Genomic DNA, 25,705 nt, shown 5'->3' with positions numbered 1-25,705 from the left:
ATCCCTCCCCCCGCGTCGACTTGTCGTATATGTCGGCGACACGCCGCGCTGCGCCGACATATACGACAAGTCGACGGAAGGGCCGAGGCTCACGCGTGAGGCCTTGCCAACCGGCGAGGTCAGCGCGGAGCGTGCGCCTCGAGGAACTCGTACACATCCGTCGTGTCGACCCCGGGGAAGGCGCCGGTCGGCAGGGTCGCCAGCAGCGTGCGGGGGGTGCGGACGTTCGGCCACGAGTTCTCGCGCCAGCTCGCCTCGAGATCGGCCGGTGCGCGGCGGCAGCAGACCTCCACCGAGTGCTTCGACACTCCGCGGTTCGGGGTGTCGCGGCCGATGAACCACTTGGTGTCATCGAAGCGCACCCCCACCGAGACCGAATGCGCGCCCTCGCTGGAGAGCTCCACGCGCGCCGTGCACCAGTACGTTCCGTTGCCGGTGTCGGTGTACTGGTAGTACGGGTTGAAGTGGTCGTCCTCGTCGAACACGACCCGCGAGGTCCACCGCCGGCAGCACATCTGCCCCTCGATCGACCCCAGCCGGTCGGTCGGGAAGTTCACGTCGTCGTTCTCGTACGCCTTCGTGATGGTGCCGGACTCGTGCACCTTCAGGAAGTGCACCGGGATGCCGAGATGCACGGTCGCGAGGTTGGTGAACCGGTGCGCGGCCGTCTCGTACGACACCGAGTACGCGTCGCGCAGGTCCTCGATCGAGATCGCCCGCCGCCCCTTCGCCTCCTGCAGGAACGGAACCGCGTGCTCTTCGGGCACGAGCAGCGCACCGGTGAGGTAGTTGGTCTCCACGCGCTGGCGCAGGAACTCCGCGTAACTGGTCGGCTCGGTGTGGCCGAGGATGCGGCTGGACAGCGCCTGCAGCACCGCGGTGCGCGGGTCGCCCTTGGACGCCAGCCGGCTGGAGAGGTACAGCCGGCCGTTCTTGATGTCGGCGACGCTGCGGGTCGTCTGCGGAAGATCGCGCACGTAGTGCAGGGTGAACCCGAGATGGGCGGCGATGTCGGATGCCGTCCGCTGGGTCAGCGGCCCGCCCGGGTGGTCGACGGCCGCGAGGATGCGCTCCGCCTGCTGCTCGAGCTCCGGAAAGTGATTGCTCTGCGTGCGCATCAGGCGGCGCAGCGCGACGTTGGCCCGGCGGGCTTCTTCCGGCGTCGCGGCCCGCTCGTCGCGCAGTCGCTCGATCTCGCTCTGCAGCGCGAGCATGGCCGCGAGCGCCTCATCGGGCACGGTCTTGCCGATGCGGAACGGCGCGATGCCGAGCGCCTGGAACGTCTGACCGCGCATCGCCCGCTCGAGGGCGATCTCCATCGCCGAGCGCTCGTCCAGCGGCTCGGATTCCAGCAGGGCATCGAGGGTCGTCCCGAGCGCGCGGGCGATCGCACGCAGCAGCGTCAGCTTGGGCTCGCGCCGGCCGTTCTCGATCATGGACAGCTGGCTCGGCACGCGCTCGACGGCGGTTGCCAGGTCGTCGAGCGTCATGCCGCGCGCCGTGCGCAGCTGCCGGATGCGGCGGCCGATCGTGAGGGAGTCCACCTCCCCATCGTCGAGGAGGTCGGGGCCGGCATCGCGGCTGTTCCTGGTCTGCATACGGTGATTCTGTCACGAAAGGAGAATTCTCCCGAAAGTTCACACGTCGATTCGTCGGGGTGTCCACGGAAGTTCACCGCAGAGTGGAGACACGACCAGCACGGACGATCCAGACGCGGATCTCGGGATGCCGGCCGGCACACACGCCGAGCTGGAGCGTCCCGCGCACACGTTCACGAACTCGCTCACAGGAAGACAGGAACATGACACCTGCAACCGCCGCACCGATGCGCACGCGCACCGGTCCCCTCTTCACCCCGTCCACCGAGCCCTCCCTCGACGTCGTCGGCCGGATGGGCACCCGCTACGACGAGATCCTCACGCCCGAGGCCCTGGCGTTTCTCACGGCGCTGCACCACAGGTTCGCCGCGCGCCGGCATGACCGCCTCGCCGACCGCATGCGCCGTCGCTTCGAGATCGGCAACGGCCACGACCCGCGCTTCCGCGACGACACGACGCACATCCGCGAGGACGCGGACTGGCGGGTGGCGGGCGCGGGTCCGGGGCTGGAGGACCGCCGGGTCGAGATCACCGGTCCGACCGACCCGAAGATGACCATCAACGCCCTGAATTCGGGGGCGCGGGTCTGGCTCGCCGACCAGGAGGACGCGACGAGCCCGACGTGGAAGAACGTGATCGAAGGGCAGCTGTCGCTGCGCGACGCGATCCGCGGCGAGCTGTCCTTCACCAGCCCGGCGTCGCAGACGGCACCGGCCAAGACGTACGAGGTCACCGCGGAGCGAACCCCCACGATCGTGATGCGGCCCCGCGGCTGGCACCTGAGCGAAGCCCACGTGCAGTTCACCGACCGCACAGGGCGCCGGATGGCGGCATCCGGATCACTCGTGGACTACGGCCTCTACTTCTTCCACAACGCCGAACGCCTGATCGCGAACGGGCGGGGACCGTATTTCTACATCGCCAAGCTCGAATCGAGCGAGGAGGCGAAGCTCTGGGACGACGTCTTCACCTTCAGCGAGCAGTACATCGGCATCCCGCACGGGACGATCCGCGCGACGGTGCTCATCGAGACGCTGCCGGCCGCCTTCGAGATGGAGGAGATCCTCTTCGAACTGCGCGACCACTGCGCGGGTTTGAACGCGGGCCGGTGGGACTACATCTTCTCGATCATCAAGAACTACCGCGGCCGCGGTGCACGGTTCGTGCTGCCCGACCGCAGCGAGGTCACGATGACGGTGCCGTTCATGCGCGCGTACACCGAACTGCTCGTGAAGACCTGCCACAAGCGGGGCGCCTTCGCGATCGGCGGCATGAGCGCGTTCATCCCCAACCGCCGCGACCCCGAGGTGACCTCCCGCGCGTTCGAGAAGGTCGCCGCCGACAAGAAGCGCGAGGCAGCCGACGGCTTCGACGGGACGTGGGTGGCTCATCCCGACCTGATTCCGACCGCGAAGGCGGAGTTCGACGCCGTGCTCGGCGATCGTCCGAATCAGATCGACCGGCAGCGCGACGACGTCGAGGTGCAGGCACGGGATCTGCTCGACGTGCACATCGGGCGCCCGGTCACGGCAGCCGGCGTGCACGCGAACGTGTCGGTGGCGATCCGCTACATCGAGGCCTGGCTGCGGGGGCTGGGAGCGGTGGCCATCGACAACCTCATGGAGGACGCCGCGACCGCCGAGATCTCACGCAGCCAGGTGTGGCAGTGGATCCATCAGGACCGCTCGACCGAGGAGGGCGACCGGATCACGCGCGAGTACATCGAAGATCTGATCGTCCAGGTGCTGAGCGGTCTCGACCGACTCGCGGGCGACCGCTACGACGACGCCGCGCAGATCTTCCGCGAGGTGGCGCTGGGTCAGGAGTTCCCGGCATTCCTCACCCTGCCGGCGTACGCGAAGTACCTCGTCGAGATCGACGAGTCCTGACGCCACGGTCTGGCACACATCCATCGACACTCTCAGACAAGGAACCGAAATGACGCAGTATCAGAACGACATCGACGCCATCCGCGCACTCAAGGTGCGCAGCGGCACGGGCTGGGACGCCATCGACCCCGAGTCCGTCGCGCGCATGCGGACGCAGAACCGCTTCCGGACGGGCCTGGAGATCGCGCAGTACACCGCGGACATCATGCGCCGCGACATGGCGGAGTACGACAGCGATTCGGCGGTGTACACCCAGTCGCTGGGCGTGTGGCACGGGTTCATCGGCCAGCAGAAGCTCATCTCGATCAAGAAGCATCTGAAGACAACGAACAAGCGCTACCTGTACCTGTCCGGGTGGATGGTCGCCGCGCTGCGCTCGGAGTTCGGCCCGCTCCCCGACCAGTCGATGCACGAGAAGACCGCCGTCCCGGCATTGATCGAGGAGCTGTATACGTTCCTGCGCCAGGCGGATGCCCGAGAGCTCGACCTGATGTTCTCGCGGCTGGACAAGGCCCGCGCCGCCGGCGACGAGACCGCGGTCGAGTTCATCCAGTCGCAGATCGACACCTATGAGACCCACGTGGTGCCGATCATCGCCGACATCGACGCGGGCTTCGGCAATCCCGAGGCCACGTATCTGCTCGCCAAGAAGATGATCGAGGCGGGGGCGTGCGCCATCCAGATCGAGAATCAGGTCTCGGACGAGAAGCAGTGCGGCCACCAGGACGGCAAGGTCACGGTTCCTCACGAGGACTTCATCGCGAAGATGAACGCGGTGCGCTACGCGTTCCTCGAGCTGGGGATCGAGAACGGCATCATCGTCGCCCGCACCGACTCGCTCGGCGCGGGCCTCACGCAGAAGCTCGCCGTCACGAACCGGCCGGGCGACCTCGGCGACCAGTACAACGCGTTCCTCGATGTCGAGGAGATCTCCGAGGCGGACCTGGGCAACGGCGACGTGGTCATCAAGCGCGACGGCGCACTGCTGCGGCCCCGGCGCCTGGCCAGCAACCTGTACCGGTTCCGCGCCGGCACGGGCGAGGCGCGCTGCGTCCTGGACTGCATCACCGCGCTGCGCAACGGGGCGGACCTGCTGTGGATCGAGACCGAGAAGCCGCACATCGAGCAGATCGCCGGCATGGTGGACGAGATCCGCAAGGAGATCCCCGACGCGAAGCTCGTCTACAACAACAGTCCGTCGTTCAACTGGACGCTCAGCTTCCGCCAGCAGGCGTACGACCTGCTGGCACAGGAGGGCAGGGACGTCTCGGCCTACGAGCGCTCCGACCTGATGAGCGTCGACTACGACGGCACCGAGCTCGCGCGGCTGGCCGACGAGAAGATCCGCTCCTTCCAGAGGGACGGCTCCGCGCGGGCGGGGATCTTCCACCATCTGATCACCCTGCCGACCTATCACACGGCCGCCCTGTCCACGGATGACCTGGCCAAGGGATACTTCGGCGACGACGGCATGCTGGCCTACGTGCGCGGCGTCCAGCGTCGCGAGATCCGCGAGGGCATCGCCACCGTCAAGCACCAGAACATGGCGGGCAGCGACATCGGCGACAACCACAAGGAGTACTTCGCGGGGGATGCCGCCCTCAAGGCGGGCGGCCAGCACAACACGATGAACCAGTTCAGCTGACCTCTCTTTTCCGCTGAGACGACATCTGCACGTCGAGACCGTGGGCAAACCCCACAGTCTCGACGTGCAGTTGTCGTCTCACGGGCGAAGCGGGCGGCCTGCATCCGGCCTGAGGGACGTGCGTCGATGCGACACTGAAGGTCGATCGTCACCTGTCGGAAGGACGCACATGAGCATCGCGGAAGCCCTCGGAACATCGACATCGGATGCCCCGGCAGAAGCGCCTGCCGAGACATACGACGTCGCCGTCATCGGAGCGGGCCCCGCGGGCACCGCAGCCGCGCTGCGCGCTGCGGAGCTCGGCGCGCGCGTCGTCGTGCTCGAGGCGACCGACCGCACGGGCGGAACGTGTGTGAACACCGGCTGCGTGCCCACCCGCGTGCTCGCCAAAGCGGCCCGGCTCATGCGGGAGATCCGCTCGGCCGATGCGTACGGCATCGAGGTCGGACCTCCCGTGATCGATTGGCCCGGCACCGTCGCCCGCGTGCGGGAACGCGTCGACGGCGTCCGCGCCATCAAGCAGGAACCCGCTCGCTTCACCGACGCCGGCATCGTGCTGCGGCAGGAGGGTCGTGCGCGCTTCGAGAGTGCGCACACACTCGCGCTCGAGTCGGGGCGCCGGGTGACGGCATCCCGGATCATCGTGTGCGTGGGTGGCCATTCCCGCCGCCTGCCGATCCCCGGCGCGGAGTTGGCGACGGTTCCCGAGCACGTGCTGGATCTGCCGCGGCTGCCGCGTCGCGTCGCGATCATCGGCGCGGGCAACACCGGGATGCAGCTGGCCACGGTCTTCGATTCGCTCGGGTCGGAGGTCACCCTGCTCGACCTCGCGCCCAGGGTGCTCATGGCCTCTGACGCCGAGATCTCGGCCGTGGTCACCGCGGCCTTCCTCGCGCAGGGCATGTCCGTGCACACGGGGATCTCGGGCGTCGAGTCGCTGGCCTCCGCCGAGGACGACCGCATCGCCCTCACCTGGACTGACGCACAGGCGAAGCACGTCGACGTGTTCGACGCGGTGGTGATGGCCACCGGCTGGCCGGCCGACGTCGAAGACCTGGGGCTGGCGAACGCCGGCGTGGAGGTGCAGCGCTCGGCCATCCCCGTCGATGACTACTTCCACTCCTCGGCGTCGCACATCTTCGCCGTAGGGGATGCGAACGGCAGGGACATGCTCGTGCAGGCGGCCCAGTTCGAGGGAGAGGCGGCAGCCGAGAACGCGGTGCTGGGAGCGAATCGGCGCACGCCCCACCACCTGCTGCCGGCGGGCGGGTTCACCGACCCCGACTACGCCGGCGTGGGCCTGACCGAGGAGCAGGCGCGGGCCCGCGATCCCCAGTGCGTCGTCGCCGTCGCCCGCTATGACCACCTCGAGCGCGCGGTGATCGACGACCGCGGCGTCGGGTTCCTCAAGCTCATCGCCGACAACCGCCGCGAGCTCATCCTCGGCGCGCACGCGGTGGGCGAGAACGCGGTCGAGGTCATCCAGTCCGTCACCACGGCCATGGCCGCGGGCATCGACGTCGCTACTCTGGCCCGGGTGAAGTTCGCGTATCCGACCTACAGCGCCATCATCGGCCTGGCCGCCCGCGACCTGCTGAGGGCCGCCCCGACGGGCTGATCGCCGAGGCCTGAGATCTTTTTCGCGGACTTTGTCGATCGGCTGACGCGGCGTTCGACGCCCTTCACGTAACGTCGCTCCAGAGGAAGGACACGCGATGAAGTTTCTGATGCTCGTAGTGGTGGATCCGAGCCGGGAAGGCACGGAAGAGCCACCCGTCACGATCCAGGAGTGGGTCGATGAGACCTACGGCGGCGGCAAGGCCGTCGACGGCGATCGGCTGCGGCCGCCGTCCGACGCGAAGACCATCCGCCGCCGCAACGGCAGTGTGAACGTCACGGACGGACCCTTCGCCGAAACGCACGAGTGGATCGCCGGATTCGACATCCTCGACTGCGCGGACATGGATGAGGCGATCCAGATCGCGTCGCGGCATCCGATGGCCACCTCGGGGATCATCGAGCTGCGACCGGCCTGGCCCCTCGATCTCGCCTGATCCGGTTCTGCCGGGGCGCGCGGTCAGGGTCGCGCCCCGGCGGAACCTGTCGGCTTGGAGGGCAGCTCCCTCGGCCCGGCACGGCCGGGCGGCTACGCTCGTACCGTGACAGAACGAGCTCCACTCTCTCGAAAGCTTTCCGCCATCGCCGAGTCGGCGACCCTCAAGGTCGACGCGAAGGCCAAGGCCCTGCAGGCTGCCGGACGACCCGTGATCAGCTACGCGGCCGGCGAGCCGGACTTCGCCACGCCGCAGTTCATCGTGGATGCCGCCGCCGAGGCCCTGCACGACAAGGCGAACTATCGCTACACGCCCGCCGTCGGGCTTCCGGTGCTGCGGGAGGCGATCGCCGCCAAGACCCTGCGCGACTCCGGCCTCGAGGTCGACGCTTCGCAGATCGTCGTGACCAACGGCGGAAAGCAGGCGGTGTACCAGGCGTTCCAGGCGGTGGTGAACCCCGGGGATGAGGTGCTGCTTCCCGCGCCGTACTGGACGACCTATCCCGAGGCGATCGCCCTGGCCGACGGCACCCCCGTCGAGGTGTTCGCCGGAGCGGAGCAGGACTACAAGGTCACGGTCCCGCAGCTCGAGGCGGCACGCACGGAGCGCACGACCGTGCTGGTCTTCGTCTCGCCGTCGAACCCGACGGGATCGGTGTACACGCCCGATGAGACGAAGGCGATCGGCGAGTGGGCGCTCGAGCACGGCATCTGGATCATCACCGACGAGATCTATCAGAACCTCGTCTACGAGGGGGCCCGCGCGATGTCGATCGTCGAGGCCGTGCCGGATGTGGCAGGTCAGACGATCCTGGTCAACGGCGTCGCCAAGACCTACGCGATGACCGGCTGGCGCGTGGGCTGGATGGTCGGCCCGAAGGACGCGATCAAGGTCGCGGCCAACCTGCAGTCGCACCTTTCGAGCAATGTGAACAACATCGCGCAGCGCGCCGCCCTGGCCGCCCTCACCGGGCCGCAGACCGAGGCGGAGGACTTCCGGCTCGCGTTCGACCGGCGCCGGAAGCTCATCGTCGAGGAGCTGGCCAAGATCGACGGCGTCACCGTGCCCAACCCGCTGGGCGCCTTCTACGTCTATCCCGATGTGCAGGGTCTGCTCGGGCGCGAGTGGCGCGGCAAGACGCCGACGACGTCGCTGGAGCTCGCCGACCTGATCCTCGATGAGGTGGAGGTCGCGGTGGTGCCGGGCGAGGCGTTCGGCCCGAGCGGCTACCTGCGCTTGTCGTACGCCCTGGGCGACGAGCCGCTGCGTGAGGGCGTCCGCCGCATGCAGGAGCTCTTCGGCTCTTAGAACTCCGCGCGGAACTGTCGATCCCGCGTGCTCTCGTTCGTCGCACTGAGCGAACGACCGCACAAAGGAGCCGACATGGGATTCATCAGCGCACTCACCGAACTGGCCGCCGCGACCGCCAACCTGCATCCGGACCACCGGGCGCGGTTGGGCGATCTCATCGAGGTCGGCCCCCGGCCGGCTGCCGCGAGAACGACGGGTCAGTCGTCCGAAGAGCGATCGTCGGAGCCGCGGTCGTCGACCTCGGACGAGACCACCCTGAGCGCCGCGTCGAGTTTCACCTCGACGACGCCGCCGGCGTCGCGCCGCACGTCGATCTCGTAGGCGTAGTCGGGGTTGTCATCGACCTCGGCGTCGACCACCGTTCCGGGGCCGGCCGCGGCCAGTGCGGCCGCGATCGCGGCTTCGATGTCCGATGCCGCCGACGCGGACGGCACGGCCGAGGCCGATCGCACATCACTGTCGTCGACGAGGGATGCCGACGGCGAGGGATCGGCCACGGCGGGGCTCGGGGCCGAGGTCGCGGCGAGCGCGACGGCGGTGCCGGCGGCGATCAGCCCGACCGTGGCGACGGTGCTGACGATCCAGATGACGGGTGTGCGCATGGGGTCCTCCTGCTCGGAACGGGTGAGGACACCACGATCCCGCGCGGCGGCTGAAGCCAGCCTGAAGCGACGGCGCTCAGCCGGGAAGCGACACGACGAAGCGCGCACCGCCCCAGCGCCCGGCATCCACACGCACGTCTCCGCCGTGCGCACGCACGATCTCGCGCACGATCGCCAGGCCCAGCCCGCTGCCGCCGGCATCCCGCGCTCGGGCCTCGTCGAGGCGGATGAACCGCTCGAACACCCGGCCGCGCTCGGCCTCGGGGATGCCTTCGCCGTCGTCCTCGATCGTGAACAGCGCGCCCGATGACGTCTGCGTCGCGCCGAGCGCGACGCGCCCCCGAGTGTGCCGGGCGGCGTTGTCGGCCAGGTTGCGGGTGACCTGCCGCAGCAGCCCCAGATCGCCCCGGACGCGGGCGGGATGAAGACCGCCGACGTCGACGTCGATCGCGCCGAGCGCGCGCAGACGTCCCGCCTCCACGAGCAGCAGATCGTCCAGGTCCACGTCGGTCACCGTGAGCGCGAGAGCGCCCTCGTCCGCGCGGCTGAGCACCAGCATCCCCTGCACGAGCCGCTCGAGACGAGCGCCCTCGTCCAGGACGGCGTCACTGAGCTCTTGCGAGCTGATGCGGTCGGGGTGAGCCCTGGCGACCTCGGCGTACTGGCGCAGCGACGCGAGCGGGGATTTCAGCTCGTGCGAGGCGTCCGAGATGAATCGACGCTGGGCGAGCTGGGAGTCCTCGAGCCGCGACAGCATCCCGTTCATCGTGTGGGCGAGGCGTCCGATCTCGTCGCGGGTGGGTGGCTTGTCGACGCGCGAGGACAGGTCGGATGCCGACAGCCGCTCGACCTGGCGGCGCATGCGTTCGACGGGGGCCAGCGAGCGCCCGACGGCGAACCATGTCGTCAGCGCGACGACGCCGACGACGATCGGCACGGAGACAGCGAGCAGCAGCCCGACGGTGGCCAGCGTCGCGTCGATCTCCTCTGTGCTGCGGCCGGCGACCACGATCCAATCGCCGCCGACCCGCTCGACCGCCACGGCGAACGGCGCGTCTTCGGAATCCAGGCGGATCAGCCCGGGGGCAGCGCCCTCGCGATCGGCGAGCGCGCCGAGATCCTCGGCGGCGTCGCTGGCGGCGACGACGGTGCCGCTGTCGCGGTCGATCACCTGCCAGAAGCGCTCGTCGTCGATGTCCGGCAGCGACTGCGGTCCGGCGGCATCCACCTGATCGGCGAACGCCTCGGCGTCCTGCCGACCGGCCGCGTCGACCTGCGCGTGCAGGGCGGTGCTGAGCGTGACCCAGAAGCCGACGGCCCCGAGGGCGAGCGCGAGGGCGACGATGGATGCCGCCACGGCGGTGATCCGGATGCGGATGCCGGGCCGCTGCCGCTCGCCGTCAGGCATCGTCCGCGCCGATCCGGTAGCCTGCGCCGCGGATCGTGCGGATGCTCTCGCGGCCGAAGGGCCGGTCGATCTTCGCGCGCAGATGCCCGACGTAGACCTCGACGATGTTGGGGTCGCCCTCGAAGGCGAAGTCCCAGACGCCGTCGAGGATCTCGGACTTCGGCACGACCTCGCCCGCGCGCCGCATGAGGAATTCCAGCACCGCGAACTCGCGGGTCGTCACCTCGATGGGCGTGCCGCCGCGCTGCACCTCGCGCGCGGCCGGATCGAGGGTGAGATCGCCGACGGCCAGGATCGCCGGGCGCGCACCGGCGCCGCGACGGATGAGGGCGCGCAGCCGGGCGAGCAGCACGGCGAACGAGAACGGCTTGGTCAGGTAGTCGTCGGCACCGGTGTCGAGTCCTTCGACCTGATCCCACTCACCGTCCTTGGCGGTCAGCATGAGCACCGGCGTCCAGATCTGCTCGTCCCGGAGGGTCCGGCACACGACGTACCCGTTCATGCCGGGGAGCATGATGTCCAGCAGGATCGCCGCGTACTGCTGCTCGCGGGCGAGCCACAGCCCGTCGGTCCCGGTGTGCGCGACGTCGACGGCGAAGCCCTCCGCCTCCAGCCCCCGCTTGAGTCCTTCGGCCAGGCGCGGCTCATCGTCCACCACGAGCAGTCGCATGAGTCCATCGTGGCTCATGCGCGCTGAAGCCGCGCTGAAGCCGGTGTCCGCAGAACGACTGATGCGAAAAGCCCGGTCGGTCACGCAGACACGCCGTGACGGGATGCCGCCGCCCGGCGTGTCGGGTGACGGACCGGGCTTTCGGCAGAGAGGGACGAGGGGCGGGAGCGCCCAGGCTAGAGCTCGACGCCCACGAGCACCGGCTCGGGCTGCAGAACCAGACCGAACTCGGACTGCACGCGTCCCTGGATGAACCGGGCCAGCTGGGCGAGCTCCTCGGCCGAGCCGCTCCCCCGATTGGTGAGGGCCAGTGCGTGCTTGCTCGACAGGGCCGCGCGCGATCGCGGCAGCTTGAACCCCTTGCGAAGGCCGGAGTGCTCGATGAGCCAGGCGGCGCTCACCTTGACGTCGGACTCCTCACTCACCGCGGCCGGCACGTAGCCGTCATAGGAGGCGAGGGGGATCACCAGAACCGGGTCGAGGTCGGGGGTCACCGGCCACCGCGGGCACTCGGGAGGGAGCGTCCGGGCGAAGGACGCCGACACTATCGCGTTCTGGAAGAACGAGCCCGCGCTGTAGGTGTCGGGGTCGTCGGCATCGAGCACCATTCCCTTCCGCCGCCGGGTCTCCAGCACGTGCTCGCGCACCCAGGCGAGCGACACCTCCGCGCCGGGCTGGAGGCCGAGGGCCGTCCGCAGCTGATCGCCCGCGACCGGCCGATCACCGTGGCCCACCTCGGGCAGCTCGAACGTCACGGAGAGGATCACCGCCGGCCGCGCCGCGACCGATCCGTAGTGGTGCTTGAAAACCGACGTCCGGAAGCCCAGGCCGAGCTCGGATGCCGGGACCGTCAGGACCTCGTCCGCGCCCTCGTCGATCAGCTCCACCGCGGCGAGGGTCTGGACGATCTCCTGACCGTACGCGCCGATATTCTGCACGGGCGCCGCACCGACGGTGCCGGGGATGCCGGACATCGCCTCGATACCGCCCAGGCCCTCGGCGACGGCGTAGGCCACGAGCTCGTCCCAGTCGTGGCCGGCCTGGACCCGCAGCCGTGCGTAGCCGGGCCGAGGGGACGGCATCCGCTCGATGCCTCTCGTGAGCACGCGCACGACGGTGCCCTCGAACGGGTCGTCGCCGACGAAGAGGTTGGATCCGCCGCCGACGACGAGCAGCTCGTCGCCCTGCCCCCACCCTTCGCGCAACGCGCCGATGAGCTCTTCGGTGGTGTGCGCATCGATCATGCGCGCGGGGAGGCCGCCGGTGCGCAGCGTGGTCAGCTGCGCGAGCGAAATGGGTTCGACGTCGGGCATGGGCTACGGCAGTCTGACGCGGACCTGCGCCTTGCCGAGCACCGTCGCCTCAGCCGACGTCACGGTCAGGTCGATGCGCGCCGACTCGTCATCGATCGCCCCCACCTTCGCGACGATCACGAGGTCTGCGCCGGTCTCGGGATCGACGACCACGGGCCGGGTGAAGCGCACGCCGTACTCGAGGATGCGACCGGCGTCGCCGAGCCACGCCACGATGGTCTCGACGGCCAAGCCCATCGTGAGCATCCCGTGCGCGAGCACGCCGGGAAGACCGACGGATGCCGCCACGTCGTCGCGGTAGTGGATCGGGTTGAAGTCGCCCGAGGCGCCGGCATAGCGCACGAGCGACTCACGTGTCAGATGGACCGTCCGCTCGGCGACCGTCTGGCCGACCTGCACGTCGCCGACGGCGCTCACTTCTCGCCCTCCCCCACCAGCAGCACGGAGGTCGCCGTGACGACGTGCGCGCCCGTGGCATCGGTGATCTCGGCGTCGCTGGTGACCATCGCACTGCCGCGCATCCCGCGGACGGCGGTGACGGTGAGCGTTCCGGTCAGCTCGTCGCCGGCCACGATGGGGCGCGTGTACCGGAAGCGCTGCTCGGCGTGCAGCACGTTCTGCAGCACGATGCCGGAATCCGGCTGGGCGAGCAGCTGCTGCAGGGTCTGCTCCTGCACGACGATCGCGAAGGTCGCCGGAGCCACCACATCCGGGTAGCCGAGTGCCCGCGCGGCGGCGGGATCGAGATGCTGGGGGTCGTCGGCGAAGACGGCGCGCGCGAACTCCCGCACCTTCTCACGGCCGACGAGGTAGGGCGCGGTCGGGGGGAACACGCGTCCCACGAGCTCGGGATTGACTGGCACCGGACAATCCTACCGAGGCCGTCGCGGGCGCCGACGGCGGCAGCTCACGTGCGAGCGGCGCGGCCGGCGCGGATCGTGCGCACCGCGAGCTGGACGGCGATGAACACGAGGAAGATCACGAACAGCACATTCGCCCAGAACGGATCCAGAAGTCGGGCCAGCCACGCGCCGAGGGTCGTGGTCGTGATCGCCGCCACTCCGATGAGTGCTGCGGCGGGCAGGTCGACGTTGCCGCGACGCAGGTTGCCGACCGTGCCCGAGATCGCGGCCGGGATCATCATGAGCAGCGACGTGCCCTTCGCGATCAGGTCGCTCGTTCCGAAGAACAGCATGAGCGCGGGCACGACGATGATGCCGCCACCGACCCCGATGAGGCCGGACACGGTGCCGGTGACCAGGCCCAGCACCACCAGGCCGACGATCGACCAGACCGTGAGCGGCAGACCGGCATCGCGGGACGGGACGACGATGAACAGGCTCACCATCACCGCGACGAGGAAGGCGATGAAGCTCCACCGGAGCGCGATCAGCGACACCCTGGGGAGCAGCCAGGTGCCGATCTGCGCGCCGACGACCGCGCCGGCGGCCAGGATCAGTCCCGGGATCCACGCCACCGAGTCGGCCAGCGCGTACGAGATCACCCCGACCGTGGCGGTGGGGACGATGGCCGCAAGCGAGGTCCCGGCGGCCAGCCGCTGGTCGTACGCGAGGATCAGCACCAGCAGCGGCACGATCACCGTTCCGCCCCCGACCCCGAAGAGTCCCGACATGAGCCCGGCGAGCAGTCCGATGCCGAGGCACGTCAGGATGTACTTCGCGCCCCTGGGCTCGGTGCCGGGCGCTGCGATCTCGGGCATGCTGCCTATCCTGCCGGTTCCGGCTCCGGGGCGTCCGCCGCGGCGCGGACGGCGGCCGGCAGCGCGGCGACGATGCGGTCCAGTTCCACGTCGGTGTGCGCGGCCGACAGGAACCACGCCTCGAACACGCTGGGGGGCAGACTGATGCCCTGCGCGAGCATCGATCCGAAGAATGCGCGGTAGCGCCAGGCGTCCTGGTGCTTCGCGTCGTCGTAGTCGCGCACGGCGCCCGCGCGGAACGCGAGAGAGAACAGGTTGCCGGCCCGCGAGACCTCCACGGGCAGATCCTGGGCCGCGAAGGCGTCTTCGACCGCACCCGACAATCGGGCCGCGGAGTGGACGATCCGTGCGTAGACCCCCTCGTCGGCCGCGCGGAGGGTCGCCAAGCCGGACGCGACGGCGATCGGATTGCCGCTCAGCGTGCCCGCCTGGTAGACCGGCCCCAACGGGGCGAGCAGCTCCATGATCTCGGCGCGACCGGCCACCGCGGCCAGCGGCAGCCCGCCGCCCACGATCTTGCCGAAGGTGACCAGATCAGGCGTCCACAGCGCGCCGCCGGCGCGCTCCGCCTCCAGGCCCCACCATCCGGCCCGATTCACGCGGAAGCCGGTGAGCACCTCGTCGACGATCAGCAGCGCGCCCTCACGGTGCGCGAGTTCGCACAGGGCCTGGTTGAAGCCGGGGTCGGGCACGAGGACGCCCGCGTTCGCGCCCGCCGCCTCGGTGATGACCGCCGCGATCCGTCCGGGGTGGGCGGCGAAGGTCTCTTCGACCGCAGCCAGGTCGTTGTAGGGCAGCACGATCGTGAGCGCCGCGACACCGGCGGGGACGCCGGCGGATCCGGGCAGGCCCAGAGTGGCGACGCCCGATCCGGATTCGGCCAGAAGGCCGTCGGAGTGGCCGTGGTAGTGCCCGGCGAACTTGATGATCAGGTCGCGGCCGGTGGCACCGCGCGCCAGCCGCACGGCGGTCATCGTGGCCTCCGTGCCGGTGGAGACCAGCCGCACGCGATCGAACTGACGCGTGCCCAGCACGGTGGTGCGCTCGCGCAGAAGCTCGGCGAGTTCGGCCTCGCCCGGGGTGGTCGCGCCGAACGAGAGACCCCGGGTGGCGGCATCCTGCACAGCGCGCACGACGTCCGGGTGTGCGTGCCCGAGCAGGGCGGGACCCCACGAGCACACCAGGTCGATGTACTCGCGGCCGTCCACGTCGGTCACGTACGGACCACGGGCGGACACGAGGAAGCGGGGGGTGCCGCCGACGGAGCGGTACGCGCGCACGGGCGAGTTGACCCCGCCCGGAATGACCGCCTGGGCACGCGCGAACTCGGTCTCGTTGCTCATGCGGTGTGCCCTTCCCGGATGAGGCGAGCAGCCTCGACGGCCCAATAGGTCAGGATGCCGTCGGCACCGGCACGGCGGATCGAGACGAGGGATTCGAGCACCGCCCGGCGACGATCGATCCAGCCGTTCGCGGCGGCCGCCTCGATCATGGAGTACTCGCCGCTGACCTGGTAGGCCCAGACCGGGACGGTGGATGCCGCAGCCACGCGCGAGAGCACGTCCAGGTACAGCGAGGCGGGCTTGACCATGACGATGTCGGCGCCCTCGTCGATGTCGATGGCGGCCTCGCGAACGCCCTCGCGTCCGTTCGCCGGATCGAGCTGGTAGGTGCGGCGGTCGCCTTCGAGGGAGGACTGCACGGCCTCGCGGAACGGCCCGTAGAGGGCGGAGGCGTACTTCGCCGCGTAGCCGAGGATCGCGGCATCCTGATGGCCGTTCGCATCGAGCACGTCGCGCACCGCGCGCACCTGCCCGTCCATCATTCCCGAGAGTCCCAGCAGCGCTGACCCGGCCGACGCCTGAGCGAGAGCCATCGAGCGGTAGCGGTCCAGGCTGGCGTCGTTGTCCACGCGGCCGCCGGCATCGAGCACGCCGCAGTGGCCGTGATCGGTGAACTCGTCCAGGCACAGGTCGGTCTGCACGACCAGCGCGTCACCCACCTCGGCGGCCGCGACGCGGGTCGCGACGTTGAGGATGCCGTCGGGGTCATCGGCGCCCGAGCCGATCGCGTCTTTGTGCTCCGGCACGCCGAACAGCATGATGCCCCCGACGCCCGCCTCGGCCGCATCCTGCAGCGCACCCTTGAGCGAGTCGAGCGTGTGCTGGACGACACCGGGCATCGAGGCGATCGGCACGGGCTCGCTCACGCCCTCGCGCACGAACATGGGCAGCACCAGTTCCGCGGGGTGCAGGCGCGTCTGCGCCACCAGCCGCCGCCACCCGGGGGTGCTGCGGGTGCGGCGCGGACGGATGTCGGGGACGGGCGTCGTGGTCATGGCTGTTTCCTTCCGGCGCTCATCGCGCGCTTCCCAGCGGCGCCAGGGCGGCGGCTCCGCGCTCGAGCAGCGCGGCGGCGACGCGATCGGCGACCTCCAGCGGATCGGCGCCGGTTTCGACCACCGTCAGCTCGCTGCGGCCATCGGGCGCGAAGACCGTCGCGGTGAGCGTGATGGCGGCGCCCTCGCGCGATCGCGCCGAGACTGTCGCGTGGGCGGCGATCGGCGCCGAGCACCCGGCTTCGAGCCGGGCCAGCACGCCGCGCTCGGCCGCGGCGGCGAGGTGCGTCGACGCATCATCGACGGCGGCGACCCGTGCGCGCAGCGCGGCGGGCGCGTCGGCGCGCACCTCGAGGGCGAGGGCGCCCTGGGCGGGCGCGGTCGGCCAGATCGCCAGATCGAGCAGTTCGGATGCCTCGCCCAGTCGCCCGAGACGTTCCAGGCCGGCGGCGGCGAGCACGAGCCCGTCGACCCGGCGGTCCTCGTCGGCGTCGAACAGGCGGCCGAGGCGGGTGTCGACATTGCCCCGGATGCCGACCACGTCCAGGTCGGGTCGTGCGGCGAGCAGCTGCGCGCGTCGCCGCGGCGATCCGGTGCCCACGCGCGCGCCGGTCGGGAGCCCGGCCAGCGTCACCCCGTCACGGGTGGCCAGGGCGTCGCGCGCGTCGGCGCGCACCGGAACGGCCGCGAGCACGATGCCCTCGGCAGGACCGGTCGGCAGGTCCTTCATCGAGTGCACGATGACATCCACCTGGTCGGCCCGCAGCGCGTCGCGCAGGGCGGAGACGAACACGCCGGTGCCGCCGAGGGAGGCGAGCGGCGCCGAGGAGCGATCGCCCTCGGAGGTGATCGTCACCAGTTCGTACGGGCCCAGGTGCGCCGCGATCGCGGAGGTCTGGGCGACCGCGAGCGCGCTCGCACGCGTGCCGACCCGCAGTGGAGCTCCCGGTGCGGACATGGCCGTCATGGGGCCACTCCCGACACCGCGGGCTTGAACCCGGCGCGCACGTTCTCGCAGCATGCCGGGCGGCAGACGTCGAACCAGGGTCCGAGATCGGTCAGGTGCGGACGCTCCGCGGCGGGCGTGCCGTTTCGGCGCTCCTCGACCAGGTCGACCAGTCCGCTGACGAACGCCGGGTCCACGCCGGGGGTCGGCGTGCGCACGGCACGGATGCCGGCCTCTTGCGCCGCCTCCATCGCCTCGGTGTCGAGGTCCCACATCACTTCCATGTGGTCGCTGACGAAGCCGAGCGGCACGATGATCACGGCTTCCATGCCGCGGCCGGGCAGTTCGCCGATCACGTCGCACACGTCCGGCTCGAGCCACGGCTGCGTGGGCGGGCCCGAGCGCGACTGGTAGACCAGCTCCCACCCGGTCTCGGAGGCCTCCGGCACCGCTTCGATCACGCGGTCCATCACGAAGCCTCCGACGGCCTCATGCTGGGCGGCGTACGCCCCGCCGGGACCGAAGTCGCGATCCCGCGGTCCCGAGCGCTGCGCGTCGGAGGTGGGGATGCTGTGGGTCGAGAACAGGACCCGGATGCGGCCCGGCGCGATCCCGTCGGCGATCAGCTCGCGGACCGCGTTCGTGACGCCCTCGGTGAACGCGTGGACGAAGCCCGGGTGGTCGAAGAACTGGCGGACCTTGTCGATCGTGACCGTCCCCAGCAGGTCCGTCTCGGTCAGGACGCGGGCGAGGTCCTCGCGGTACTGCCGGCAGCTGGAATACGAGCTGTACGCGCTCGTGGCGATCGCCAGCAGCGTCCGGTCGCCGGCCGCAGCGGCATCCTGCACCGCCTCTTCGAGGTAGGGCGCCCAGTTGCGATTGCCCCAGTACACCGGCAGGTCGATGCCGCGGGCGGCGAGCTCGGCCTCGATCGCCGCCTTCAGCGCGCGGTTCTGCGCGTTGATCGGGCTGATGCCGCCGAAGTGGCGGTAGTGGTGGGCCACCTCTTCGAGCCGCTCGTCCGGGATGCCGCGCCCCCGGGTCACGTTGCGCAGGAACGGGATGACGTCGTCCTGTCCCTCGGGTCCGCCGAAGCCCGCGAGGAGGATGCCGTCGTAGGGCGTTCCCTGCGTCACGTGCGGCTGACCGGATGCCGCGGCCTCGCTCGCCCCCAGGATCGGCTCAGCCGCCTCGGTCACGACAGCACCTCCGCGAGCTCGTCGATGCCGATGAGCCGGCCCGTGAAGAACGGGACCTCTTCGCGGACGTGGCGCCGCGCCTCGGTGGCGCGCAGGTGCCGCATCATGTCGACGAGGTGGATGGGGTCATCGGCCTCGAGCGCGAGGATCCACTCGTAGTCTCCGAGCGCGAAAGCGGCGACGGTGTTCGGCTGCACCTGCGGAAAGTCGCGCCCCTTCAGGCCGTGCTCGCCCAGCATCCCGCGGCGTTCGTCCTCGGGGAGGATGTACCAGTCGAGACTGCGGACGAACGGATAGACGCTCACCCACTGCTTGGGCGGCAGGCCGCGCATGAACGACGGCGCGTGGTCGCGGGTGAACTCCGCATCGCGGTGCACGCCCAGAGCGTTCCAGCGCGGAACGAGCGGCGCGAGCGACGCGGTCCGCCGCAGCGAGCGCAGCGCTGACTGCAGACGCTGCGCGTCATCGCCGGTGAGCCAGAGCATGATGTCCGCGTCGGAGCGCAGCCCCGATACGTCGTAGATGCCGCGCAGGATCACGCCCGAGGCCTCGAGGCCGGCGGCCGCCGTCTGGAACGTCGCGGTGTCGAGCATGGTGCTGTCGGGGTCGGATCCCGCGCGCTGGCCGACGGGGCGGGCGAAGACCGCCCACAGTGCGTAGCCGACCCGCTCGGAGGTCTCGTTGGTCATGCTCATCCTTCCGTGCCGCCCGAACGGGCGGCCTTCGCGTCTGTGCTGTCCGCTTCGCCGATGATCCGCTGTGCCCTCGCACGAGCGGCGGCGACGATCCCGGCCAGTCCGGTCGTGCCGGCCGCCTCGCCGACCGCGATCCCGCCGGGCGGTGCGGGCGCCGCCTGCAGGGTCCGCGTCCATGTGCGCACGTGGAGGTCGCGGATGGGGCCGACCCGGGCGCCCGTCACGGCCCGCAGGTCTGCGGCCACCGTGGCCTCCGGATCATCCGGCAATTCATCGTACGAGAGCCGCACGAGGTGGCGGCCCGTCGGCAGCGAATCGGCCACCCACGCCCACTTCGCCGACGAGTGCGTCAACGCGCGTGCGGTGATCCCCGGGGCTCCTGATGTGATGAGTGCGCCGGTCCCGCGCGGCGCGGCATCGAGGTCGGGGGCGTCGAGGACGGCGACGGCGACGGTGATGGCGCGCGTGCGGGGCGCGGGGCCGGCGGCAGACGCCGCGGCGATGACGACCCGCCCCTCCAGAACCTCTCCGTCGGCGAGCGTCACGCCGGTCGCATCCACGCCGGTCACGCGCGCACCCAGGATGATCCGCGCCCCATGAGCGGCCGCATCCATCGCCAGGGCTGTCGCGAGGCGGTGCACGCCTCCGCGCAGCCCCGCGACCTGAGAGCCTGCTGCGCTGGCCGCACGCAGAGTGAGCACCGCCGCGCCGAGCGAACGGTTCGCGCGCAGCGCGTCGGGCAGGCCCGGAGAGGCAAGCGCGAGCGGCAGCTCGTCGGGAGTGGTCGAGTAGACCCCGCGCACGACGGGGGCGACGAGTTCGGTGAGCACTCCCGCGCCCATCCGACGTCGAACGAGATCTCCGAGCGACCGATACGCCTCGGGGGGTCGCAGGGGCGACAGCCGGTCCAGCGCGGCGCGCCAGGTGCGAAGGCGACCGATCGCGGACGCGACATCGTGCGCGAGCGGGTCGCCGGGGATGCCGAGGACGCTCGCGGCCGGCAGCGGATGTGCGCGCCCTCCGGCGCCGATCACCCACGCGGGACGCTCGAGCGGCCGCACCAGGTCCTCGCCCAGCCCGAGCTCGGCGGCCAGCGCCGCCACCGTCCCGTTGCGCGTCGCGAACGACTCGGCCGCCGTATCGACCTCGAGCCCGTCGACTCGTGCGGACGCGAGCTGACCGCCGACCCGATCGGATGCCTCGAGGATCGTCACGGCGACGCCCGCGCGCGCCAGATCTCGCGCGATCACGAGGCCCGCCGCGCCGCCGCCGACCACCAGCACCCGCGGGCGGGATGAGGCGGGTGCGAAGGAGCCGTCGGGCAGCAGAGGCATGGGTCGGCCGATCAGACCGCGCGCTCGCCCATCGACGCGTCATGCACCAGGCGGACGATGCGCGTCAGCACGTCGGGGTCGGTCTCGGGCGGCACACCGTGACCGAGATTCACCACGTGTGCCGGGGCGGCCTTTCCCCGCTCGAGGACATCCAGCACATGGGCCTCGAGTTTGTCCCACGGCGCTCCCAGCCAGGCGGGGTCGATGTTGCCCTGGAGCACGACGTCGCCGCCCAGCCGGCGCGACGCCTCATCGAGCGGAAGCCGCCAGTCCACGCCGACCGCGTCCGCCCCGATGCCCGCCATCAGATCGAGAACTTCGCCACTGCCGACGCCGAAGTGGATGACCGGCATGTCCAGACCGCGCAGGGCGGAGAGCGTCCGCCGCGAGTGCGGAGCCACCCGGCGCTGGTAGTCGTGGCGCGACAGCGACCCGACCCACGAGTCGAACAGCTGCACCGCACTGGCGCCGGCCTCGACCTGGGCGCGCAGGAACGCCCCGGACACGTCGGCGCACCAGTTCAGCAGCTGCGCCCAGGCGTGGGGATCGGACACCATGAGGCTGCGCGCGCGCAGCTGATCCTTCGACGGGCCGCCCTCGACCAGGTACGACGCCAGGGTGAACGGCGCACCCGCGAACCCGATGAGGGGGGTGCTGCCGAGTTCGGCGACCGTGCGCGCGACGCCCTCGCGGATGGGGTCCAGGGCGTCGGGATCGATGGGGCGCAGACGCAGGATGTCGGAGGCCGAGCGGATCGGCGTCTCGAGCACGGGACCGCGCCCGGGGACGATCTCGACCGGCACGCCGGCGAGCCGGAGGGGGATGACGATGTCGCTGAAGAAGACCGCGGCATCGACGCCGTGGCGGCGCACGGGCTGAAGGGTGATCTCGCTGGCGAGCTCGGGGTTCAGGCACGCATCGAGCATCGCGGTGCCCACACGCAGCTCCCGATACTCCGGCAGGCTGCGCCCGGCCTGACGCATGAACCAGACGGGGGTCCGTTCCGGACGGTCGCCGCGCAGTGCTCGGATCAGCGGAGACTCGGCGGTCCGACCGTCACCGAGCGGGTGCGATGCGGGGGAAGACATATGGACCATTGTCCCACCGCCCGGCGATGCCGAAGGCCCGCGCCCCGCGTGCTCGCTCCGGCCCATGCGTCACGCGGGACCACTGCTCAGCCATGGTTACGTACCATGGAGGGGTGCTGCTCTGCGTCTCCGTGTCCCACCGGACGGCGGACTTCGATCTGCTCGGTCGCCTCTCGGAGGCCGTGACGGCTTCCTCGGCGACCACCCTGACAGAGGATGGCCGCGCGCGCGGGGCGGTGCTGGTCTCGACGTGCAATCGCGTGGAGGCGTATCTCGATGTCGCCTCCGGCGCCGACACCAGCATCGCAGAGAGCACGCTGCGGGGCCTCGCAGGAGCGGCCGGGCTCGCGCACGACACCCTGCGAGAGCGCGCTGAGGTGATGGTGGGGGCTCCCGCCCTGCACCACCTGTTCGCGGTGACCTCGGGGCTGGAGTCCCTGGCCGTGGGCGAAGAGGAGATCGCCGGCCAGGTGCGGCGCGCGTATGAGACGGCCCGCAGCGCCCACACGACCACTCCGGAGCTGGACACCGCGTTCCAGCGGGCCGCCAAGGTCTCGCGCGACGTGCGCGCCGCCACCTCGCTGGGCAAGGCCGGCAGATCCCTCGTGCAGTTCGCGCTGCAGCTCGCCGGCACCCGGGTGACCGACTGGCGCCAGACCCGCGCGCTGATCGTCGGCACGGGCAACTATGCCGCCACGACCGTTGCGGCCCTGCGCACCCTGGGCGTCTCGCAGCTGGCCGTCTACTCGCTCACGGGTCGCGCCGAGCGGTTCGCAGAGAAGTACGGCGTGCGCGCCGAGCACGATCTGCGGGATGCCGTCGCCTCGGCCGAGGTCGTGATCACGTGCACGAACACGTATTCCGTCACCGTCGAGGACGTTCCCGACGACGCGCGCCGGACCATCATCGACCTGGGGCTTCCTCGCAACGTCGACCCTGCCGTCGGCCGACTGCCGGGCGTCGAGCTGATGGATCTCGAGCTGATCGCCACGCACGCCCGCCTGCCGATGCTCGCCCCCGACGCGACGGCACGCGTGCTGGTCTCCTCGGCCGCCGGAGCCTTCGCGGCCGAGCAGATCGCGGCGCCGGCGATCGTCGCGCTGCGCCGCCACGTGTTCGATGCGCTCGACAGCGAGCTGACCCGGCTCGCCTCGAAATCGGTCCCCGCCGAACAGTCGGCCGCCGTCGCCGAGGCGCTGCGCCACTTCGCGGGCGCGCTGCTGCACGACCCGACGCAGCGCGCGCGCGAGCTCGCGGCCGGTGGACGCGTCGCGAACTTCGAAGCCGGGCTGGCCGCCGTCTTCGGAATCGACCCTGCCGCGCTGGAGGGATCGGTGACACCCCTGCGGCGGCCGGCCGGTCAGACGCCCGACGCCGGTATCGCCGAAGCCTGAGGCTCCTCAGCCCGCGGCCTGGTTGGCCGCCGAGTCGATCGCCCAGCCGTCGTCGGACGGCACCAGGACGTACACGATGTCATCCTGGAAGGGCAGCGCCTCGTCCGTCGGGTTGCCGTCCTCGTCGTACCTGCTCAGATAGGTCTCGGCGGTCGTCACGGTGATCTGCTCGTCCGTCTCCGACTCCACCGACACGACGGTGAGCTCGTAATCCTCGACCGAGTCGACGAAGCCCTGCGACGCCGCTGTGAACGACGCGCAATCCGGGATCTCCGAGGCCTCGCGGAAGCTCTGCGTCGTCGCGGCCTCGAACTTCTCGCAGTCTCCGGTCGCCCACGCGTCGTCGTACAGCTGCACGGCCGCCACGGCCGCAGCCTCGTCGTCGCCGTTCGCGCCTGAACTGCTGCCGCCGCCCGCCGCGCCGCCGAACACGCCGATCAGCACGGGGATGAGCACCGTGGCGAGCACCACGAGGCCGATCAGGGCGACACCCAGCACCACCCACAGGATCCACAGCTTCGACTTCTTCGGCTCTGTCGCCGCGATGAACGCTCCCGAGGGTGCCGACCCTCCCGGGAAGCCGCCGGGGTACCCCGGGGGCGCGGAGGGCACGTGATCACCCGAGGACGCGAGCTCGTCGGGCACAGCGGAGGCCGGCGACCCGGCCACCGGCGCGGCCGGCGCGTCGCCGGGGGCAGACTCGGCATCCGGAGTCTGCACGTGCTCGGTCCACTGCGCGCCGTCCCACCAGCGCAGCGCGCCGCGCTCGTCGTCGTACCAGCCCGGGGGTGTGGTGGCCATGCGCTCGTCCCTCTCGCGCCATCGCCGTCGCGGCGCGGATCGCACGGGAAGCCTATCCGAGGGGGCGGGCAGCCCTTTCGTCCTTGCGGGATGAGGCGCCGCATGCAAGGGGGCGATAGCGTGACGCTCAAATGGACAATGCTGCCTCCGACCTCGTCACGATCCTCCTCGTCGCCGTTCATGCCGCGATCGTCATCGCCGCGCTGCTGATCATCCCGCGTCGACGCAAGCCCACGGCCGCGATGGCGTGGCTGCTGCTGATCGCCCTGCTGCCCTACGTGGGCATCATCCTGTTCCTGCTGATCGGCAGCTTCCGCCTGCCGAAGAAGCGCCGCGACGCCCAGACGCGGGTCGACGCCATCATCGCTGAACGCGTGGGCGACCGCACCGAGCCGGTGGAGGCCGCCACGTGGCCGCGCTGGTTCCAGCGCCTGGTCGATCAGAACCTCAGGCTCACCGCCCTTCCGGCGGTGGGCGGGAACACCGCGACCCTGCTCGGCGACTATCAGGCCTCGATCGACGCGATGGCGGCCGAGATCGACACCGCCACGACGTTCGTGCACGTGGAGTTCTTCATCGTGGCGTGGGACGAGACGACTCGGGGGTTCTTCGCCGCGATGGAGCGCGCCGTCACGCGCGGCGTCACGGTGCGGCTGCTGGCCGATCACCTCCCGTCGGCGAAGATCCCCGGCAGCAAGGAGTCTTTCGCGGAACTCGACCGCATCGGCGTGAAGTGGGCGTGGATGCTGCCCGTCATGCCTTTGAAGGGCAAATACCAGCGGCCCGATCTGCGCAATCACCGCAAGCTCGTGGTCGTCGACGGGCACGTGGCCTACATGGGATCGCAGAACCTGATCGCGCGCACGTACGACTCCCCCAAGAACATCAAGCGCGGCCTGCAGTGGCAGGAGCTCATGACGCGCCTGACCGGGCCCGTGGTGGCATCCGTCAACTCCGTGTTCCTGTCGGACTGGATGATCGAGACCGGCGAACTGCTCGAGTCCGAGCACGTTCCCGGTACCGAGCTGATCAGGGACGACCCGCCCGACGCTCTCGTGTGCCAGGTCGTGCCGAGCGGGCCCGGCTACCCCACCGAGAACAACCTGCGGATGTTCCTGTCGCTCATCTACGGCGCGACGGAGAAGGTGATCATCACCAGCCCGTACTTCGTTCCTGACGAGGCCATGGTCTACGCGATCACCACGGCCTGCCAGCGAGGCCTCGAGGTGCAGCTTTTCGTCTCGGAACAGGCCGACCAGTGGCTCGTGGGGCACGCGCAGCGCTCGTACTACAGCGACCTGCTCGAGGCGGGCGTGCGCATCTTCATGTACCCCGCGCCGTACATCCTGCATGCCAAGCACATGTCGATCGACGACGACATCGCCTTCATCGGATCCAGCAACATGGACATCCGCTCGTTCAGCCTCAACGCCGAGTCCTCCCTGCTCGTGCGCGGGGCGTCGTTCGTGCGCGGGATGCGAGCGGTGGAGCAGGGCTACCGGGATGCCGGCCGCGAGCTCACGCTCGAGCAATGGCGTCAGGAGCCGGTGAAATCGACCTTCTTCGACGGGCTGGCACGACTGACCTCGGCGGTCAACTGATGGGCGAAAGTCACCCCTTCGGCATGACGCACAGCGCGACCGGGGCGTTGAGGATGGTCCCATCATCGGCCGCGATTTCGCCGCCACCGACAGAGAAGG

Annotated in this window: 23 protein-coding genes; 7 read left to right on the top strand and 16 right to left on the bottom strand. The window is 70.6% G+C overall.

Annotated elements, in window-relative coordinates:
- Window positions 1-119: 119 nt before the first annotated feature.
- Window positions 120-1,598, bottom strand: a complete 1,479-nt coding sequence (locus tag RWQ91_RS15095) for a helix-turn-helix domain-containing protein (RefSeq protein ID WP_314507640.1) — start codon at window positions 1,596-1,598, stop codon at window positions 120-122.
- A gap of 203 nt (window positions 1,599-1,801) precedes the next feature.
- Here RWQ91_RS15095 and aceB point away from each other — a divergent pair, with 203 nt between their 5' ends.
- From aceB to RWQ91_RS15070, 5 genes are all read left to right on the top strand, one after another.
- Complete coding sequence (gene aceB, locus RWQ91_RS15090) at window positions 1,802-3,487, top strand: malate synthase A (protein WP_399546585.1); 1,686 nt, start codon at window positions 1,802-1,804, stop codon at window positions 3,485-3,487.
- 49 nt (window positions 3,488-3,536) lie between these two features.
- Window positions 3,537-5,132: an isocitrate lyase gene (locus RWQ91_RS15085; protein ID WP_314507639.1), complete on the top strand. Its 1,596-nt coding sequence runs from the start codon at window positions 3,537-3,539 to the stop codon at window positions 5,130-5,132.
- Window positions 5,133-5,301: 169 nt separating this feature from the next.
- On the top strand, window positions 5,302-6,750 hold the full coding sequence (locus tag RWQ91_RS15080) for an NAD(P)/FAD-dependent oxidoreductase (protein WP_314507637.1): 1,449 nt from the start codon (window positions 5,302-5,304) through the stop codon (window positions 6,748-6,750).
- 97 nt (window positions 6,751-6,847) lie between these two features.
- Entirely contained in the window at window positions 6,848-7,186 is a 339-nt protein-coding gene (locus RWQ91_RS15075; RefSeq protein ID WP_314507635.1) for a YciI family protein, read from the top strand.
- 105 nt (window positions 7,187-7,291) lie between these two features.
- Complete coding sequence (locus RWQ91_RS15070; RefSeq protein WP_314507632.1) at window positions 7,292-8,494, top strand: pyridoxal phosphate-dependent aminotransferase; 1,203 nt, start codon at window positions 7,292-7,294, stop codon at window positions 8,492-8,494.
- Window positions 8,495-8,694: 200 nt separating this feature from the next.
- Here RWQ91_RS15070 and RWQ91_RS15065 read toward each other — a convergent pair whose 3' ends face one another.
- The 14 genes from RWQ91_RS15065 to hemE form a co-directional block, all read right to left on the bottom strand.
- Window positions 8,695-9,099 carry a PepSY domain-containing protein gene (locus tag RWQ91_RS15065; protein ID WP_314507631.1) on the bottom strand — a complete coding sequence of 135 codons (405 nt, stop codon included), beginning with the start codon at window positions 9,097-9,099 and terminating at the stop codon, window positions 8,695-8,697.
- A 76-nt stretch (window positions 9,100-9,175) separates the two neighbouring features.
- Window positions 9,176-10,507 carry an ATP-binding protein gene (locus RWQ91_RS15060; protein ID WP_314507629.1) on the bottom strand — a complete coding sequence of 444 codons (1,332 nt, stop codon included), beginning with the start codon at window positions 10,505-10,507 and terminating at the stop codon, window positions 9,176-9,178.
- Window positions 10,500-11,177 (bottom strand): response regulator transcription factor, encoded by a 678-nt coding sequence (locus RWQ91_RS15055; protein ID WP_314507747.1) that lies wholly within the window; start codon window positions 11,175-11,177, stop codon window positions 10,500-10,502. Before RWQ91_RS15055 ends, RWQ91_RS15060 begins: the two co-directional genes overlap by 8 nt.
- Window positions 11,178-11,353: 176 nt before the next feature.
- Window positions 11,354-12,490: a UDP-N-acetylmuramate dehydrogenase gene (locus RWQ91_RS15050; RefSeq protein ID WP_314507627.1), complete on the bottom strand. Its 1,137-nt coding sequence runs from the start codon at window positions 12,488-12,490 to the stop codon at window positions 11,354-11,356.
- Window positions 12,491-12,493: 3 nt separating this feature from the next.
- Complete coding sequence (locus RWQ91_RS15045) at window positions 12,494-12,907, bottom strand: MaoC/PaaZ C-terminal domain-containing protein (RefSeq protein WP_314507625.1); 414 nt, start codon at window positions 12,905-12,907, stop codon at window positions 12,494-12,496.
- Window positions 12,904-13,353, bottom strand: coding sequence for a MaoC family dehydratase N-terminal domain-containing protein (locus RWQ91_RS15040; RefSeq protein WP_314507622.1), 450 nt, complete (start codon window positions 13,351-13,353; stop codon window positions 12,904-12,906). Before RWQ91_RS15040 ends, RWQ91_RS15045 begins: the two co-directional genes overlap by 4 nt.
- A 44-nt stretch (window positions 13,354-13,397) precedes the next feature.
- Window positions 13,398-14,210: a sulfite exporter TauE/SafE family protein gene (locus RWQ91_RS15035; protein WP_314507620.1), complete on the bottom strand. Its 813-nt coding sequence runs from the start codon at window positions 14,208-14,210 to the stop codon at window positions 13,398-13,400.
- Between the two features lie 5 nt (window positions 14,211-14,215).
- Window positions 14,216-15,553, bottom strand: coding sequence for a glutamate-1-semialdehyde 2,1-aminomutase (locus tag RWQ91_RS15030; protein WP_314507618.1), 1,338 nt, complete (start codon window positions 15,551-15,553; stop codon window positions 14,216-14,218).
- Window positions 15,550-16,548, bottom strand: coding sequence for a porphobilinogen synthase (hemB, locus tag RWQ91_RS15025; RefSeq protein WP_314507615.1), 999 nt, complete (start codon window positions 16,546-16,548; stop codon window positions 15,550-15,552). The genes RWQ91_RS15030 and hemB overlap by 4 nt, the downstream gene beginning before the upstream one ends.
- 19 nt (window positions 16,549-16,567) lie before the next feature.
- Complete coding sequence (hemC, locus tag RWQ91_RS15020; protein WP_399546580.1) at window positions 16,568-17,515, bottom strand: hydroxymethylbilane synthase; 948 nt, start codon at window positions 17,513-17,515, stop codon at window positions 16,568-16,570.
- Window positions 17,512-18,693, bottom strand: a complete 1,182-nt coding sequence (locus RWQ91_RS15015; protein ID WP_314507609.1) for a ferrochelatase — start codon at window positions 18,691-18,693, stop codon at window positions 17,512-17,514. Before RWQ91_RS15015 ends, hemC begins: the two co-directional genes overlap by 4 nt.
- A complete protein-coding gene (gene hemQ / locus RWQ91_RS15010; RefSeq protein WP_314507606.1) occupies window positions 18,690-19,382 on the bottom strand; it encodes a hydrogen peroxide-dependent heme synthase in 693 nt (230 codons plus the stop codon). Before hemQ ends, RWQ91_RS15015 begins: the two co-directional genes overlap by 4 nt.
- Window positions 19,383-19,384: 2 nt before the next feature.
- Window positions 19,385-20,722, bottom strand: a complete 1,338-nt coding sequence (locus RWQ91_RS15005) for an FAD-dependent oxidoreductase (RefSeq protein WP_314507604.1) — start codon at window positions 20,720-20,722, stop codon at window positions 19,385-19,387.
- An 11-nt stretch (window positions 20,723-20,733) separates the two neighbouring features.
- Complete coding sequence (hemE, locus tag RWQ91_RS15000) at window positions 20,734-21,810, bottom strand: uroporphyrinogen decarboxylase (RefSeq protein WP_314507602.1); 1,077 nt, start codon at window positions 21,808-21,810, stop codon at window positions 20,734-20,736.
- A gap of 113 nt (window positions 21,811-21,923) precedes the next feature.
- On the opposite strand from hemE, the gene RWQ91_RS14995 reads away from it, so the two are divergent.
- Window positions 21,924-23,204: a glutamyl-tRNA reductase gene (locus tag RWQ91_RS14995; protein ID WP_314507599.1), complete on the top strand. Its 1,281-nt coding sequence runs from the start codon at window positions 21,924-21,926 to the stop codon at window positions 23,202-23,204.
- A 6-nt stretch (window positions 23,205-23,210) separates the two neighbouring features.
- Here the strand turns inward: RWQ91_RS14995 and RWQ91_RS14990 are convergent, their stop codons facing one another.
- The gene (locus RWQ91_RS14990; protein ID WP_314507596.1) at window positions 23,211-24,005 is read right to left on the bottom strand and encodes a DUF2510 domain-containing protein; all 795 of its coding nucleotides are present in this window, start codon (window positions 24,003-24,005) and stop codon (window positions 23,211-23,213) included.
- Window positions 24,006-24,136: 131 nt separating this feature from the next.
- Between RWQ91_RS14990 and cls the strand changes: the two genes are divergently transcribed.
- The gene (gene cls / locus RWQ91_RS14985) at window positions 24,137-25,606 is read left to right on the top strand and encodes a cardiolipin synthase (RefSeq protein WP_314507593.1); all 1,470 of its coding nucleotides are present in this window, start codon (window positions 24,137-24,139) and stop codon (window positions 25,604-25,606) included.
- Window positions 25,607-25,705 lie beyond the last annotated feature (99 nt).

Source organism: uncultured Microbacterium sp., from assembly GCF_963524805.1.
Lineage (GTDB): Bacteria > Actinomycetota > Actinomycetes > Actinomycetales > Microbacteriaceae > Microbacterium.
The sequence above is the reverse complement of the archived record's forward strand: the minus strand, read 5'-3'. Positions and strand labels throughout refer to the sequence as shown.